This is a genomic window from Rhodovulum visakhapatnamense, assembly GCF_004365965.1.
In the GTDB taxonomy this organism is placed as follows: domain Bacteria; phylum Pseudomonadota; class Alphaproteobacteria; order Rhodobacterales; family Rhodobacteraceae; genus Rhodovulum; species Rhodovulum visakhapatnamense.
In genome coordinates, this window is the sequence record NZ_SOEB01000001.1 from 258,013 (window position 1) to 272,785 (window position 14,773).

The following is a 14,773-nucleotide window of genomic DNA, read 5'->3' on the forward strand; positions in this document are numbered from 1 at the left end:
CCGCCTAGAACCGGCGCAGCGGAATGTTGTGCTTTTTCAGCGCATAGCCGATCTGGCGCGGGGTCAGGCCCAGAAGCCGCGCGGCCTTGGCCTGCACCCAGCCCGCGCGTTCCATCGCGTCGACCAGCCGGGCACGCTCGTCCTGGGGCTCGGGCTCGGGCGGACGCGCCGCGGCGGCAGGCGCCTGGCAGGCGGGGGCCGCCGCCGGTCCCTCGCCAAAGCCGATCGGACAGGCGGTCGCCGGCGGGCGCTGGCCCGACCCGCTGTCGATCACCGGCAGGGGCGTGCGCACGGCAGCCAGCCCGCCGATCGGAGACTGCTCGCCCGTCTGCATCCGCCACAGCTCGGCCGAGAGGCAGGTACCCTGATGGCAGGCCAGTTCCTGCGCGCCGATCTCGCTGCCCGAGGACAGCGCCGCCACCCGGCTGATGCAGTTTTCCAGCTCGCGCACATTGCCCGGGAACTGACAGCGCGCCAGCGCCGAGACGGCCTGCGGCGTCATCCGCTTGTTCATGCCGTTCTGTTCGTTGAACCGGTCGAGGAAGGCCTGCGCCAGTTTCGGAACGTCCTCCAGCCGGTCGCGCAGCGGCGGCAGCAGGATCGGCACCACGCAGATCCGGAAGTACAGATCGGCCCGGAACGCACCGCGCGCCACCGCCGCCTCGAGATCGCGGTTGGTGGCCGTCACCAGCCGCACGTCGACGCGCAGCGTCTTGGCGCCGCCCACGCGTTCGAATTCGCCCTCCTGCAGGATGCGCAGCAGCTTGGCCTGGAATTCGGGGCCGATCTCGCCGATCTCGTCAAGGAACAGCGTCCCCTTGTCGGCCAGTTCGAACCGCCCCTTCTTCTGCGCCACGGCGCCGGTGAAGGACCCTTTCTCATGGCCGAACAGCTCGGATTCCAGCAGCGACTGGCTCAGCGCGGCGCAGTTGACCTTGACGAAGGGCTTGTCCTTGCGGTCCGACAGCGCATGCACCGCGCGGGCGAAAAGCTCCTTGCCGGTGCCGCTTTCGCCGCGCAGAAGCACCGGCGTCCGGGTCGTCGCCACCTTGCGGATCTGCGCGATCACCGACTTGATCGCCGGGCTGTCGCCGATGATGCCCCGGATCGGTTCGGCCGGAACCCGCGCCTCGGCCACGGATTTCTCGTTGGCATGGCGCAGCGCCAGCCGCGCCTCTTCCATCAGCCGTTCGCGGTCGCGCGCGACCAGACGGCGGAACTTGACCGACTGTTCGAGGATCGCGGCGACCATGGTCATCACCCGCTGGTCCTCGTCGATATTGGGGTAAAGCTCTTCGGTCAGGTCGCGCCAGGCGCCGAGCACGCCGATCACATAGGGCGAATGCACCTGTTCGCGGATCGGCACGGCGATGAAGGCAAAGCGGTCATGCGGCGCCTGCGGCGGCAGCGCCTCGGGGCCAAGCTCGCCCGCCACGTCGCAGGAGACAAGCGCCACCCCGGTCCGGAACACCGCCCTTGTGGCGGCGACCGGCATCGCGCGGCTGGCCGCGGGCGCGCTGGCCGCCCCGCGCGAGGTGGCCGCGATCACGAAGGGGTTGACCTTGCCGGATGCGGTCTGGCCGGCGCCGCTGTCGTCGAGCAGCGCCAGAGCACCCATTTGAAGGCCCATGAACGAGGACAGGACGTTCAGGACGGACGGCATGGCCGCGACCGGGTCGCTTGCGCCGGTCAGGATCTTGGCGGCCTCGCAGACGGTATCGAGCGGAAACCGCTCGCGGACGTCAAACTTGGGCAGCGCGGGGCTGCCGCTCAGAGTGATACTGGTGGAGGACATCGCGCATCTCTATGCTTCTGATTGAATAATTCCAACGCTTTGCGCGCTTGTCCAATGGATTGTCGGAAACGGGACAAAATGACAGGTTACTTTCCGTTTTCTTTAATCGCCCTGCCTGAATGAAAGACAGTTGATGTCGCGCTGCCGCATATTTCGGCGGTCGTTTGAAATGAATCGGACATGATTTGTCATTGGCGGCGCAATCTTTTCACCCCGTGCCCGCCGGGACGGGTCTTGGCCGAGTCGAAACCGGGGCGGGGCCTGCAAAGGGAAGGGCCGGCGCGATGGCCGGCCCTTCCGAGGTTCGCGGAGACAGACGGCCGGGCTAGCGTTGCATCACCTCGGCGGTCGGGCGCGGCGTGGCATCGGTTTCCGGCGGCAGCACCGGCGTGGTGATCGCGGGCATGGTGCCGGTCAGGCTGTCGAGGAAGGCCACGATCCGGGTCGCTTCCTCGTCCGAGACATCCTCGCCCAGCTGGGCCGCGCCCATCACCTGCACGGCGGTCTTCAGGTCCCAGACCTTGCCCGAATGGAAATAGGGCGCGGTCAGCGCGACGTTGCGCAGCGGGGCCGCGCGGAACACGTATTCGTCGCTGGCCGTGGCGGTCACCGAATAGCGGCCCTTGTCGCCCTCGGGCAGGATGTCGGCGCCGGGTTTCTCGACCAGACCGAAGGGGAAATAGCCGTTCCCGCCCAGGTTGACGCCGTTGTGGCAGGTCACGCAGCCCTTGTCGACAAAGAGCTGAAGCCCCTCTTTCTGGGTGTCATCCAGCGCCATCTCGTCGCCGTTCAGGAAGGCGTCGAAGGGGGCGGGGGTGATCAGCGTGGCCTCGAAAGCCTCGATGGCGCGGGCCATGTTGTCGAAGCTGACGGCATCGGCCTCGCCCGGGAAGGCGGCCTCGAACCAGTCGACATACTGCCCCATGGATTTCAGCGTCACGACCACGTTGTCGGGGGTGTTGGCCATCTCGACCCCGGCCTGCACCGGCCCCTTGGCCTGGGCCTTCAGGTCTTCGGCGCGGCCATCCCAGAACTGGGCGATGTTCAGCACCGCGTTCAGCACGGTGGGCGCGTTGCGCGGGCCTTTCTGCCAGCCATGGCCGATCGAGGTTTCCAGGTTGTCGTCGCCGCCGGTGGTCAGGTTGTGACAGGAATAGCAGGAAAAGACGCCCGAGGCCGACAGGCGCGGGTCGAAGAACAATGCCTTGCCGAGGTCGATCTTTTGAGGCGTCACGCGGTTGTCGGCCATTTGCGGCACGGTCGAGGGCAGGGGCTCGAAATAGTCGAGCGCCATGTCGCGCAATTCGGACGCCGAGGCCGGAACGGCGAGTGCGGTGGAGAGAAGGGCTGTTGCAAGGAGGCGTGTCATGGGAGGAACCGTTTCTTTTTGGATGGCGCGCGCAAGGTTGAAATTAGAAGACTTCCAGATGGAAGCTTTGACCTGCATCAAGTTTGCCCGCCATTGCGGTCGCTGCGGCCGCAGGTCGCAATCGGGTGCGGTGCCGGGGCGTGGTGGCAGGGTCGAGCCGACCGGGAAAACGGTTCGGAATCAGGATGCTCAACCGGGTTCCGCATGTTGCGCACAAGCCGGACGTGTCGCGCGGCCTTCAACCGGCGGCGACATCGCCGCATGGGACTTGCCCCGGCAGGGGGGGCTGAGATGCACGAAAGCCTCCGGGCGTCCGGTGGTGGCTTGACCGGCCGGCATCCGCTGGCGCCTGCACGCTCGTTCCCGGCGCCCCGGTCAGACCGCGCCGATCGGACCCATCAGTGCGGCGAGGACCTGTTCGACCGACCGGTTTTCCGCGGCGGGCGGGTCTGCGATCCAGAGCCCGGGTTCGGGGTCGATGCCGCGCGCGGGGGGCAGTGCCTCGAGGGCCGCGCCAAGGCTGCCCGGCGACAGCGCTCCCGCGACCGCCGCCCGCGCGGTCGGCAGCGCGGCGTCGCACCATTCCTCGGCCGCGTCCCAGTCGAGGCCGGGCAGCCTGCAGCAGGCCAGCGGGAAGGCCCGGCCCGACCTGTCGCGGCTGGGCAGGATCAGCGCGGTCAATGTTCCCTTGCCCAGCTCCAGCGTGGCCCTGAGCCCGGTTTCGGGCCAGGACCCGGGCCAGGCCGAGCGCGTCGCCAGATGCGCCGTCATCCAGCGGTCGAGCGCGATCCGCATCATCCCGGGCACGCCCTGGGTGACGAAATCGCCCGCGCTCGGGATCTTTCCGAAGAAACCGGTGGCAGGGGTCACGGGGCCTCCGGACCGACAAGAGCCGCGATGGCCCGGCATGTCGCCGCGCCCGCAAGCGTCACACTGATACGCGATGGCCCGGGACATGACGGCCCGCGACATGACAGCCCGCGCGGACCCGCGTCGGCACGGGGCGGATGCGACCGGGACCCGCCCACCTCAGGCGCGGGCCCCGATATCATGGCCGATTTCGTGCCCGTTCCCGGACGAATGGCCGGCGGCCTGCCCGGTATGGCGGATGTTGGCCGCCTCGAAGACCAGATCGAGCCGCTCCTGCAGGACCGCGGGGTCCCCGTCGGCTCCGACGATCTCGTAATGGCTGACCGTCGCATTGCTCAGGGTGATTGTCAGATCGTCCAGATCCATGTCGTTGGAGGGCGTCCGCAGCATGATCGCCGCCTCGGGGAAGGACTTGCCGAGAAGAAGCGCCAGCGCGAGATGCGGCGAGGCGGCGTCGTCCCATTTCCAGACCGCAAGCGGACCCACGCCGGGGCGGCCGCGCACACGCCCGGTTCCGGCGCGGGTGCGCAGGTCGCGGCCGAGCGCCCATTGGATGTCGAAGACGTCGATTTCGCGTTCATGCCCGACGCGGACCGATTCCCCCTCGACATCCGGCAGCTTCATGAAGGCGGTCAGGGTCATGGCGGTCCTCCCGGGAAAAAGGCGCTGAGGGGACAAGGGCTTCCGGAACGCGCCGCCGTTGCCGGATCCGCAATCCGGTTCCGGCAGTGCCCTCAAACGGCACCGGGCACGCAAACGAGTCGATCAACGCCTAAATCCGTAAAAACAGTTTCAATCCGGCGATAATCTCAGAATCATGCGTGCACTGCAACGGTGCGGAAATTTTGTTGCTGACCCTGTGTCGCGGCCTGGGGGGGGCGCGTTCCTTGGAGGCGAAAGATCCGCCCGCACCGGAGGGTGCGAGCCGCAAGGGGCCCCGCCGTCTGCCTCGGGAGCCCCTGCCCGGGTCCGGTCTGCATTCAGCGGCTTCGCATCTGCCTGGGGTCTCGCTCAAGATCGTGACCGGAGGCGATCTTCTGCGGGCGAGCGCTGACCGACGCGCAAGGGGCGCGGATCGGGGGGCATCCGTCCGGGCGCGATGGGGGCCGGAGCGGCGGAGACACCTGGTTGTTTGCGGACGCGGTGCGGCGAACGCCCCTTCGGCCGCCGCACCGTTCGACGGGATCGAGGGCGTTTCCTCCCCCTCTCGATCCGCTCCGATCAGCTCCGATCCGCGCAGACGGGGTCTAGCGCGCGTTCAGGATCTTCGCCGCGGCGGGGGCGAAATAGGTCAGGATGCCGTCGCAGCCCGCGCGTTTGAACGCCATCAGGCTTTCCATCATCACCTTGTCATGGTCGAGCCAGCCGTTCTGGATCGCGGCCATCAGCATCGCGTATTCGCCCGAGACCTGATAGGCATAGGTCGGCACGCCGAATTCGGTCTTCACCCGGCGGCAGATGTCGAGATAGGGCATGCCGGGTTTCACCATGACCATATCGGCGCCCTCCATCAGGTCGCGCTCGATCAGCCGCACCGCCTCGTCGGAATTGGCCGGGTCCATCTGATAGGTCTTCTTGTCACCCGTAAGCGCCCCCGAGGCGCCGACCGCGTCGCGGAACGGACCGTAGAAGGCCGAGGCGTATTTCGCCGAATAGGACATGATGGTCACGTCCTGATGGCCGTTTTCCTCTAGCGCCTTGCGGATCGCGCCGATCCGGCCGTCCATCATGTCCGAGGGCCCCAGGATATCGGCCCCGGCCTCGGCCTGGGCCAGCGCCATCTTGACCAGCGCTTCGACGGTTTCGTCGTTCACGATCACGCCGTCCCGCACGATGCCGTCATGGCCGTTCGAATTGTAGGGGTCGAGCGCGATATCGGTCATCACCGCGATTTCGGGAACTTCCGCCTTGATCGCGCGGATCAGCCGGTTCGACAGGTTGTCGGGGTTCCAGGCCTCTTCGCAAAGCTCGGTCTTCAGCGAGACGTCGGTATAGGGAAAGATGCAGACCGCCGGGATGCCCAGCGCGGCCGCCTCCTTGACCGCCGCGACCGACAGATCGACCGACCGCCGCATCACGCCCGGCATCGAGGGCACCGGCTCTTCGACACCCTCGCCCGCGCGCACGAAGATCGGCCAGATCAGATCGCCCACCGACAGCGTGGTCTCGCTGGTCAGCGCACGCAGCGCCGCAGTGCGGCGGGTCCGGCGCAGGCGCGTGGTCGGGAAGGGGGCAACGGTCGGGCGCATGGCAAGGGCTCCTTCAACATTTTCTGCGACTGCGTTACACCCAACCGGGCCCCTCTTAAAGGGCGGGAATCGTCCCAGGCCTCAGCACAGAGGAAAGGCGCGCCAGGTGGATCTTTGCGGCAGAGTTTTCGATCTGATCGACATGCGGTCCTTTTCGAACCTGTGGTACTGGATCGCGCTGGCCGTGCTGTGGTCGACCTCCAGCCACTGGGTGCTGGGCGTGCCCTTCGACCTGATCCAGCGGGCGCGCCGCCGGGGCGGTCAGGCGGCCGAGGATGTGGCGACGCTGGTGGGCGTGAACGCGCGGCGGTATCTTTACATCGCGTCCGAGGCCGGGCTCTGGATCGCCGCGTTCACCGGCTTTGCGCTGGCGGTGCTTTTCGTGCTGGGCTTCGGCTACGGGGTCGAATTCTGCCAGGCGGTGTTTCTGCTGGTCGCGCCGACGACGCTGGTCGGGCTCTGGTCGGTGCGGACCGCGCGCCGCTATGCCAAACGCGCCCCCTCGGGCGAGGCGCTGTACCGGATGCTGCGCTGGCACCGTCTGGGGGTGCAGGCGATGGGCATCGTTTCGGTCTTCGTCACCGCGATGTGGGGCATGTGGATGAACATGGTGGTCACCGGGCTCTGAGTGCCGCGCCCGGCTTCGGGCGGGTTGCGGTTGACACCGCCCGCGCCGCACGTATCTGAACCTTCCCATGGAAGATCCGCGTCACATCACCGCCGGCGGTGCCCCCGAAGGGTTCGATGCCCGGCTTCTGGCCCGCGAGCTGACCCGAAGCGGCCGGCCCATCGTTCATGTCGCCCGCGACGACAAGCGGCTGGCGGCGATGCGCGCGGCGCTGGCCTTCTTCGCGCCCGAGGCGGTGGTGCTGGACTTTCCGGCCTGGGACTGCCTGCCCTATGACCGGATCTCGCCCAATGCCGATGTCGAGGCGGCGCGGATGGCGACGCTGGCCACGCTGGCGGCGGGGCTCTCGGGTCGGTTCATCCTGCTGACCACGCTTGGCGCCGCGACCCAGCGCGTCCCCGCGCGCGAGGTGCTGCAGGGCGCCTCCTTCACCGCGCGGGTCGGCATGCAGATCGACGAGGCGGCGCTGAAGGCCTTCCTTGTCCGCATGGGCTTCACCCAGGCGCCGACGGTGATGGAACCCGGCGACTATGCGATCCGGGGCGGGATCGTCGATATCTACCCGCCGGGCGAGGCCGGGCCGGTGCGGCTCGATCTTTTCGGCGACGTGCTCGATGGCGCGCGCCGCTTCGATCCGGCGACCCAGCGCACGACCGAGAAACTGAAATCGGTCGAACTGGCGCCGGTGTCCGAGGTCATTCTGGACGAGGCCGCGATCACCCGCTTCCGGCAGAATTACCGGATCGAGTTCGGCGCGGCGGGCACGGACGACCCGCTTTACGAGGCCGTCAGCGCGGGGCGCAAGCATGCCGGGGCCGAGCATTGGCTGCCCTTCTTCCACGACCGTCTGGAAACGATCTTCGACTATCTGCCCGGGGCCGCGATCTATCTGGACGATCAGGTCACGCCCGCGCGGCTGTCGCGTTGGGAGACCATCGAGGACCAGTACCAGACCCGGCGCGAGGCGATGGCGCAGAAGGGCCGGATCGACACGGTCTACAAGCCCTGTCCGCCGGGGCTGATGTATCTGGACGACACCGCCTGGGAGGCGGCCGTGGCGGGCCACCGGGTGGTACAGCTGGCGCCGTTGCAGCAGGGGCTGGGGCCGGGCGTCATCGACGCGGGCGGCCGGATCGGGCGCAATTTCGCACCCGAGCGAAAGCTGGAACAGGTCAGTCTTTTCAGTGCCTTGAAAGACCATATTCAGACTCGGCGCGAAGAGGGTGCGGTGGTCGTCGCGTCCTATTCCGAAGGCGCGCGCGAACGGTTGCAGGGGCTTCTCGAGGATGAGGGGCTGAGCGAGGCCACGCTGATCTCGGACATTCGCGAGGTGGCCGAGGGGCGCGGGCTCTATCTGACGGTCTGGGCGCTGGAACATGGCTTCGAGGGGCCGGGCCTGACCGTCATCTCGGAACAGGACGTGCTGGGCGAGCGGCTGATCCGCGGCCCGAAGAAACGCCGCCGGGCCGAGAATTTCCTGACCGAGACGCAGTCGCTTTCGCCGGGCGATCTGGTCGTGCATGTCGAGCATGGGGTCGGGCGCTATACCGGGCTCGAGACCATTGCCGCGGCGGGCGCGCCGCATGAATGTCTGGCGCTCGAATACGCGGGCGGCGACCGTCTGTATCTGCCGGTCGAGAATATCGAACTGCTCAGCCGCTACGGCCATGACGAAGGGCTTCTGGACAAGCTGGGCGGCGGCGCCTGGCAAGCCAAGAAGGCCAAGCTCAAGGAACGCATCCGCGAGATGGCCGACAAGCTGATCCGGGTGGCGGCCGAGCGTGTGCTGCGCCACGCCCCGATCCTTGAGCCCGCCCATCACATGTGGGAGGCGTTCTCGGCGCGCTTTCCCTATCAGGAGACCGACGACCAGCTGGCCGCCATCGAGGATGTGCTGACCGACATGGCCTCGGGCACGCCGATGGACCGGCTGATCTGCGGCGATGTGGGCTTCGGCAAGACCGAGGTCGCGATGCGCGCGGCTTTCGTCGCGGCGATGTCGGGGGTGCAGGTCGCGGTTGTGGCGCCGACCACGCTGCTGGCGCGCCAGCATGCCAAGGGCTTTGCCGAACGCTTCCGGGGGTTCCCGGTCGAGGTGCGGCAGCTGTCGCGCTTCGTGCCCGCGAAGGAGGCCGCCGCGACGCGCGCCGGGCTGGCCGAGGGCACGGTCGATATCTGCATCGGCACCCATGCGTTGCTGGCCAAGGGCGTCAGGTTCCGAAATCTGGGCCTGCTGATCATCGACGAGGAACAGCATTTCGGCGTCGCCCACAAGGAGCGGCTGAAACAGATGCGGTCCGACGTGCATGTGCTGACCCTGACCGCGACCCCGATCCCGCGCACCCTGCAGATGAGCCTGACCGGCGTGCGCGATCTGTCGATCATCGGCACGCCGCCGGTCGACCGGCTGTCGATCCGCACCTATGTCAGCGAATTCGACACGGTCACCGTCCGCGAGGCGCTTCTGCGCGAACATTATCGCGGCGGGCAAAGCTTCTTCGTGGTGCCGCGCGTCAAGGACCTGCCCGAGATGGAGCATTTCCTGCGCGAACAGGTACCCGAGGTCAGCTTCATCACCGCCCATGGCCAGCTGGCGGCGGGCGATCTCGACGAGCGGATGAATGCCTTCTACGACGGCAAGTACGATGTGCTGCTGGCCACCACCATCGTCGAATCCGGGCTCGACATCCCGACCGCCAATACCATGATCGTGCACCGCGCCGACATGTTCGGGCTGGCGCAGCTGTACCAGATCCGGGGCCGGGTCGGGCGCTCGAAGGCGCGGGCCTATGCCTATCTCACCACGAAGCCCCGCGCGCCGCTGACGCCGCAGGCGCAGAAACGGCTGCGCGTGCTGGGCTCGCTCGACACGCTGGGGGCGGGCTTCACGCTGGCCAGCCAGGATCTCGACATCCGCGGCGCGGGCAACCTGATTGGCGAGGAGCAGTCTGGCCATGTCCGCGAGGTGGGCTTCGAGCTTTACCAGTCGATGCTGGAAGAGGCGATCGCCCGCATCAAGTCGGGCGAGCTGGAGGGAATGGCCGATACCGACAGCGACTGGTCGCCCCAGATCAATCTGGGCGTGCCGGTGCTGATCCCGGACGATTACGTGCCCGATCTCGACGTGCGGCTGGGGCTTTACCGGCGGCTCTCGACGCTCTCGACCAAGGTCGAGCTGGAAGGCTTTGCCGCCGAACTGATCGACCGTTTCGGCAAGCTGCCGAAAGAGGTCAACACGCTTCTGCTGGTGGTCCGCATCAAGGCGATGTGCAAGGCTGCGGGCATCGCCCGGCTCGACGGCGGGCCGAAGGGCGCGACCGTGCAGTTTCACAACGACAAGTTCGCCAATCCCGCCGGGCTGGTGGCCTTCATCCAGGACCAGCAGGGGCTGGCCAAGGTCAAGGACAACAAGATCATCCTGCGCCGCGACTGGAAGAAGGACAGCGACAAGATCAAGGGCGCCTTCGCCATCGCTCGCGATCTGGCCGAAAAGGTGCGCCAGACCGCCTGAGCGGAGCCCTAACGCTTCGGCACGGTCAGCATCACGGCAAGCGCCGCGCCCACGGCGATGAAACAGCCGGTGGCCAGCGGCCGCGGCGTGCCGTCGAAAAGAAGCCCGATGGGCGAGGCCAGAAGCGCCGACAACGCGGTCGCGAAGGCGCCGATGATCGAGGCCGCCATCCCCGCCACATGGCCGAGCGGCTCCATCGCCAATGCGTTCAGGTTGCCGATGGTCAGTGCGTTCATCCCGAAGAAGGTGATCGACCACAGGATATAGGCCGGAAACTCGGCCCAGCCCGGCAAGAGGTGCAGCCAGAACGCGGCCATCATGACCCCCGACAGGACGAATTGCGCCATCAGCGCGGTCCGGATCAGGTAGCGCATGCCCAGCCGCCCGACCAGCATCGCGTTGAGAAAGCTCGCAGATCCGGCGCAGACAGCGACCACGCCGAACCAGACGGGAAAGCTGTCGCCCTTGTCGAAATAGATGTCATAGACCTGCTGGGTCGAGGTCAGGAACCCGAAGAACCCGGCGAAGATGAAGGTCTGCACCAGCGTCGCGCTACGCGCGACCGGCGAGCCCAGCACCTCGCGCGCCGCCGCCAGAAGCGGGCCGGGGCGCAACGGGCGGCGCGACTCGGGCGGCAGGGTTTCGGCCTGGCGCAGCCCGAACCAGCCCATCGAGACGACCGAAAAGACGAGGAAGGCGCCGAAGATCCCGCGCCAGCCGAAGCCCGCCATGATCACCGCGCCGACCGAGGGCGCCAGCGCCGGCAGCAGCGTGAAGATCGTCATGACGAAAGAGACGATCTTCGCCATGTCGCGCCCCGAATACAGGTCGCGCACCACGGCCAGCGCCACCACCCGGACGCCCGCCGCGCCGAAGCCCTGGATCGCCCGGCCGATCAGCAGCCATTCGAGGCTTTGTCCAAGCCCCGCGATGGCCGCGCCCAGCATATAGGCCAGCGCGGTGCCGAGGATCACCGGCTTTCGCCCGAAACAGTCCGACAGCGGCCCCATGATCAGCGTACCCGCCCCCATGCCCAGCATGAAGCTCGTGACCACGAATTGCGCTCGGTTCAGCGTCTCGGGCGTCAGTTCGGCGCCGATCTCGGGCAGGGCGGGCAGCATCGCGTCGATCGAGAAGGCGACGGTTGCAAAAAGCAACGCCGTCATGGCGACGAATTCGACCCGCGAGAGACGCCGTGCGGCCATGAGCTGTCCTTTCCTGCTGAGGGATTAGATCCGGGCGGGCGAAGCGCCCGAAAGCCGCCGGTCCGGCCTCTCGCCCTTAGACGATCCTGCGAGGTCGGACAAGGCAGCGCCACTGTGCGTCAGTGCACAACTTGCGGGACCTGCTGCGGATCAGTGCGGCCCGGCGGCGGTCGGCGCGCCTGAGAGCTCGGCGATGACGTCGAGCCAAAGCTCGGTCGGCTGGGCGCCCACCAGCACATGCGTATCGGCCAGGATGAAGGTCGGTACCCCGCTCACGCCCCGCTCGCGCGCATGGGCGTCGCGGGCGCGCACCCCGTCCAGATCGGCGTCACTGGCCAGAAGCCGCGCGATCATCGTCCCGTCGAGCCCGGCCGAGGCGGCCAGGTCGGTCAGCACCTCCGGGTCGCCAATGTCGCGGCCCTGCTGGAAATAGGCCTCGAAAAGCGCGGTCACGACCTCGGTCTGGCGGTGTTCGATCCCGGCCCAGTGGATCAGCCGGTGTGCGTCGAGCGTGTTCGGTGTGCGGGCGATGGCGGCAAGGTTCAGCTCGATCCCGGTCTCGCGGGCGCGGCGGTCGATTTCGGCATAGGCGCGAACGGCCTCGGTCTGGCCGCCGAACTTGGCCTCGAGATAGGCGCGCCGGTCCATGCCCGCGCGCGGCATGCCGGGGTTCAGCTGGAAGGGCTGCCAGGCGATGGTGAAGGGATGGTCGGGGCGCTCGGCCAGGGCCGCGTCCAGCAGCCGCTTGCCGATCAGGCACCAGGGGCAGATCGGATCCGAGAAGATATCAAGCCGGATCATGCGCGGCCTCATGGCGTTGCCGGATCAGGCGGCGGTTGAGCTTGCCATTGGGGTTCTTCGGCAATTCGTCGAGATGGACGTAAAGCCGGGGCTGCTTGTAGCGCGCCAGCCGCTCGGCGGCAAAGGCGGCCAGCTCGGCCTCGTCCAGCGGCGTGCCGGTATAGAAGGCGGCAATCACGGTGGTGTCGGCCTTGACCGCAATCTCGGTCGCGGCGACCTCGTGGATGGCGGGGTGTTCCATCAAGGCGCGTTCGACCTCCAGCGGCGAGACCCGCACGCCGCCCGCGTTCAGCATGTCGTCGCCGCGCCCCAGATAGGTGATGGCGCCATCCTGGGCCATTTCGACCATGTCGCCGGTCAGGAACCATTCGCCCGCGAACCGCGCGCGGGTCTCGGCCTCGGCCTTGAGATAGCCCAGCATCACCCCCGGATCGCGGTTCGAGACCGCGAGCTGCCCGGGCTCGCCGCGCGCGACGGGGGCGTTGTCGGGGCCCAGAACGGCGATGCGGCGCCCGGCCTGCGGATAGCCCGAGGCCGGAAGCGGCGCGGGACGCGCGGGGCTGCCCGAGACGAAGGTCGAGCATTCGGACATGCCGAGCGCCTCATAGACGAAGGTGCCGGTCGCCTCGCGCCAGGCGGCCCGGGTGGCTTCGGGCATCTTCTCGCCCGCCGACAGCCCGTGGCGCAGCTTCGGCAGCACGATTTGCGGATGCGCCTTCAGCATCTGCCGGTAAACCCCCGGCGCGGCGGCGAAGAGGGTTGCATCGAAGCGGCGCAGCAACAGCGGCAGGTCGCCCGGCTGCACCCCCGGGGCCGGGATCAGCGCCGTCGCGCCGATGGCCCAGGGATCGAGAAGCCCGGTGCCCAGCGTATAGGTCCAGTTGAAGGCTCCGGCATGCAGCAGCCGGTCCTCGGCCGAAAGCCCGTACCAGCCGTCCCACATCATCCGCCGCGCCCAGACGGCGCGGTGCCCATGGATCACGCCGCGCGGCTGGCCCGAGGTGCCCGAGGTATAGACCACATAGGCGGGCCGGTCCGGATCGCCCAGCACATAGTCGGCGGGCGCGTGAGTGTAAAACCCGCGCTGGGTCTCGATATCCAGCACCGGCGCGGGGCAGTCCTCGGGCAGCGCCACGTTCGGCCCGGCGAAGATCGCCACCGGCTCGATCTCGGCGGCGAGCTTGCCGATCTCGATGCGCGTCAGCATCGCCGAGGTCGGCACCGGCACCAGCCCGGCGGCGATGGCCGCCAGATAGGCGATCGGGAACTCGACCCCGTTGCCCAGCCGCAGCAGCACCCGGCCGCCCTCCGGCAGGCCCATTGCCAGAAGGCCTGCGGCAAGGCCGCGCACTGCGGCCTCGAGCCGGGCATAGGACCAGCGCTCGGCGCCATGCGGGCCGACGATGGCCAGCGCCACCTTGTCGGGCGACAGCGCGGCGGGGGCCAGCACATAGGCGGCCAGGTTGAACGGGGCGGGGCAAGGCGCGGGCGCGCCCTCATCGAAGATCGCGTGCATGCCAGAGGTGCTAGCCGCGCGACCTTGCGGTTGCAAGGGGCAAGCTCTAAGAGCGGAGCGCATGGACGAGCAGAGCGAACACAGCCTGATCCGCATCGCCCGCGCCCAGGGAGAGGCCGAGGCGGCCGAACCGCTGGATCTGGGGCGCCGGGTGCGCGAGCTGCGCACCGAGAAGGGCTGGACGCTGGAACAGGCGGCCCGCCAGGCGGGTCTTGCGCGCTCGACCCTGTCCAAGATCGAAAACGACCAGATGTCGCCGACCTATGACGCGCTGAAGAAGCTTGCGACCGGGCTGGGCGTGTCGGTGCCGCAGCTGTTCACGCCGATGCGGGGCGCGCGGGCGGGCGGGCGGATGGCGGTGACGCGCACCGGCGAGGGCGCGGCCCATGCCACCGCCACCTACGAGCACGAGCTGATGGCGGGCGCGCTGGCGCGCAAGCGCATGATGCCCTACCGGACCCGGATCCGCGCCCGCGACGTGGCCGAGTTCGACGGCTGGGTGCGGCACGAGGGCGAAGAGTTCCTTTATGTGCTGACCGGCGTCGTGCGGCTTTACACCGAATTCTACGCGTCGGTGGACATGCGGCGGGGCGACAGCGCCTATTACGATGCGACCATGGGGCACAATCTGGTCTCGGTCAGCCAGGAGGACGCGACCGTGCTTTGGGTGACCTCGGTCGATTGACGCGTCCGGCGCGGGTCCTAAAGCGCGTTCCGAACGGCGCGGGCGCTGGCCGAGATGTCCTTGCCCACCCCCTCGACGGTCGAGCATCCGGCCATCGCGAGCGCCAGCGCGACAAGAAGCAGACGGGGAAGAATACGGGCCATC

Annotated in this window: 12 protein-coding genes; 3 read left to right on the plus strand and 9 right to left on the minus strand. The window is 68.2% G+C overall.

Annotated elements, in window-relative coordinates:
• Positions 1 to 4: 4 nt before the first annotated feature.
• The 5 genes from nifA to hemB form a co-directional block, all read right to left on the minus strand.
• Positions 5 to 1,795, minus strand: a complete 1,791-nt coding sequence (gene nifA / locus EV657_RS01220; RefSeq protein ID WP_134076879.1) for a nif-specific transcriptional activator NifA — start codon at positions 1,793 to 1,795, stop codon at positions 5 to 7.
• Positions 1,796 to 2,120: 325 nt separating this feature from the next.
• Positions 2,121 to 3,164, minus strand: a complete 1,044-nt coding sequence (locus tag EV657_RS01225; RefSeq protein ID WP_134076880.1) for a cytochrome-c peroxidase — start codon at positions 3,162 to 3,164, stop codon at positions 2,121 to 2,123.
• A 375-nt stretch (positions 3,165 to 3,539) separates the two neighbouring features.
• Complete coding sequence (gene tagF, locus EV657_RS01230) at positions 3,540 to 4,034, minus strand: type VI secretion system-associated protein TagF (protein ID WP_165828109.1); 495 nt, start codon at positions 4,032 to 4,034, stop codon at positions 3,540 to 3,542.
• A 159-nt stretch (positions 4,035 to 4,193) separates the two neighbouring features.
• Positions 4,194 to 4,676 (minus strand): Hcp family type VI secretion system effector, encoded by a 483-nt coding sequence (locus EV657_RS01235; RefSeq protein ID WP_134076882.1) that lies wholly within the window; start codon positions 4,674 to 4,676, stop codon positions 4,194 to 4,196.
• A 605-nt stretch (positions 4,677 to 5,281) separates the two neighbouring features.
• Positions 5,282 to 6,283, minus strand: coding sequence for a porphobilinogen synthase (hemB, locus tag EV657_RS01240; protein ID WP_134076883.1), 1,002 nt, complete (start codon positions 6,281 to 6,283; stop codon positions 5,282 to 5,284).
• Between the two features lie 106 nt (positions 6,284 to 6,389).
• Between hemB and EV657_RS01245 the strand changes: the two genes are divergently transcribed.
• Positions 6,390 to 6,911, plus strand: coding sequence for a component of SufBCD complex (locus EV657_RS01245; protein ID WP_243837455.1), 522 nt, complete (start codon positions 6,390 to 6,392; stop codon positions 6,909 to 6,911).
• Between the two features lie 67 nt (positions 6,912 to 6,978).
• Positions 6,979 to 10,422: a transcription-repair coupling factor gene (gene mfd / locus EV657_RS01250; RefSeq protein ID WP_134076884.1), complete on the plus strand. Its 3,444-nt coding sequence runs from the start codon at positions 6,979 to 6,981 to the stop codon at positions 10,420 to 10,422.
• An 8-nt stretch (positions 10,423 to 10,430) separates the two neighbouring features.
• Here mfd and EV657_RS01255 read toward each other — a convergent pair whose 3' ends face one another.
• The 3 genes from EV657_RS01255 to EV657_RS01265 all read right to left on the minus strand — a co-directional run bounded on the left by EV657_RS01255 (position 10,431) and on the right by EV657_RS01265 (position 13,944).
• Complete coding sequence (locus tag EV657_RS01255) at positions 10,431 to 11,627, minus strand: multidrug effflux MFS transporter (RefSeq protein WP_113669604.1); 1,197 nt, start codon at positions 11,625 to 11,627, stop codon at positions 10,431 to 10,433.
• 150 nt (positions 11,628 to 11,777) lie between these two features.
• Positions 11,778 to 12,428, minus strand: coding sequence for a DsbA family oxidoreductase (locus EV657_RS01260; RefSeq protein ID WP_113669605.1), 651 nt, complete (start codon positions 12,426 to 12,428; stop codon positions 11,778 to 11,780).
• Positions 12,415 to 13,944 carry a class I adenylate-forming enzyme family protein gene (locus tag EV657_RS01265; protein ID WP_134076885.1) on the minus strand — a complete coding sequence of 510 codons (1,530 nt, stop codon included), beginning with the start codon at positions 13,942 to 13,944 and terminating at the stop codon, positions 12,415 to 12,417. Before EV657_RS01265 ends, EV657_RS01260 begins: the two co-directional genes overlap by 14 nt.
• Positions 13,945 to 14,005: 61 nt before the next feature.
• On the opposite strand from EV657_RS01265, the gene EV657_RS01270 reads away from it, so the two are divergent.
• The gene (locus tag EV657_RS01270) at positions 14,006 to 14,629 is read left to right on the plus strand and encodes a helix-turn-helix domain-containing protein (RefSeq protein ID WP_134076886.1); all 624 of its coding nucleotides are present in this window, start codon (positions 14,006 to 14,008) and stop codon (positions 14,627 to 14,629) included.
• A 17-nt stretch (positions 14,630 to 14,646) separates the two neighbouring features.
• Here EV657_RS01270 and EV657_RS21830 read toward each other — a convergent pair whose 3' ends face one another.
• Entirely contained in the window at positions 14,647 to 14,772 is a 126-nt protein-coding gene (locus EV657_RS21830; protein WP_202241669.1) for an entericidin EcnA/B family protein, read from the minus strand.
• Position 14,773: the final 1 nt, after the last annotated feature.

Excerpts from the sequence above, each read along its gene's own strand:
- nifA (WP_134076879.1), bottom strand. The coding sequence starts at position 1,795 with ATGTCCTCCACCAGTATCACTCTGAGCGGCAGCCCCGCGCTGCCCAAG.
- EV657_RS01225 (WP_134076880.1), bottom strand. The coding sequence starts at position 3,164 with ATGACACGCCTCCTTGCAACAGCCCTTCTCTCCACCGCACTCGCCGTT.
- EV657_RS01235 (WP_134076882.1), bottom strand. The coding sequence starts at position 4,676 with ATGACCCTGACCGCCTTCATGAAGCTGCCGGATGTCGAGGGGGAATCG.
- hemB (WP_134076883.1), bottom strand. The coding sequence starts at position 6,283 with ATGCGCCCGACCGTTGCCCCCTTCCCGACCACGCGCCTGCGCCGGACC.
- mfd (WP_134076884.1), top strand. The coding sequence starts at position 6,979 with ATGGAAGATCCGCGTCACATCACCGCCGGCGGTGCCCCCGAAGGGTTC.
- EV657_RS01255 (WP_113669604.1), bottom strand. The coding sequence starts at position 11,627 with ATGGCCGCACGGCGTCTCTCGCGGGTCGAATTCGTCGCCATGACGGCG.
- EV657_RS01260 (WP_113669605.1), bottom strand. The coding sequence starts at position 12,428 with ATGATCCGGCTTGATATCTTCTCGGATCCGATCTGCCCCTGGTGCCTG.
- EV657_RS01265 (WP_134076885.1), bottom strand. The coding sequence starts at position 13,944 with ATGCACGCGATCTTCGATGAGGGCGCGCCCGCGCCTTGCCCCGCCCCG.
- EV657_RS01270 (WP_134076886.1), top strand. The coding sequence starts at position 14,006 with ATGGACGAGCAGAGCGAACACAGCCTGATCCGCATCGCCCGCGCCCAG.
- EV657_RS21830 (WP_202241669.1), bottom strand. The coding sequence starts at position 14,772 with ATGGCCCGTATTCTTCCCCGTCTGCTTCTTGTCGCGCTGGCGCTCGCG.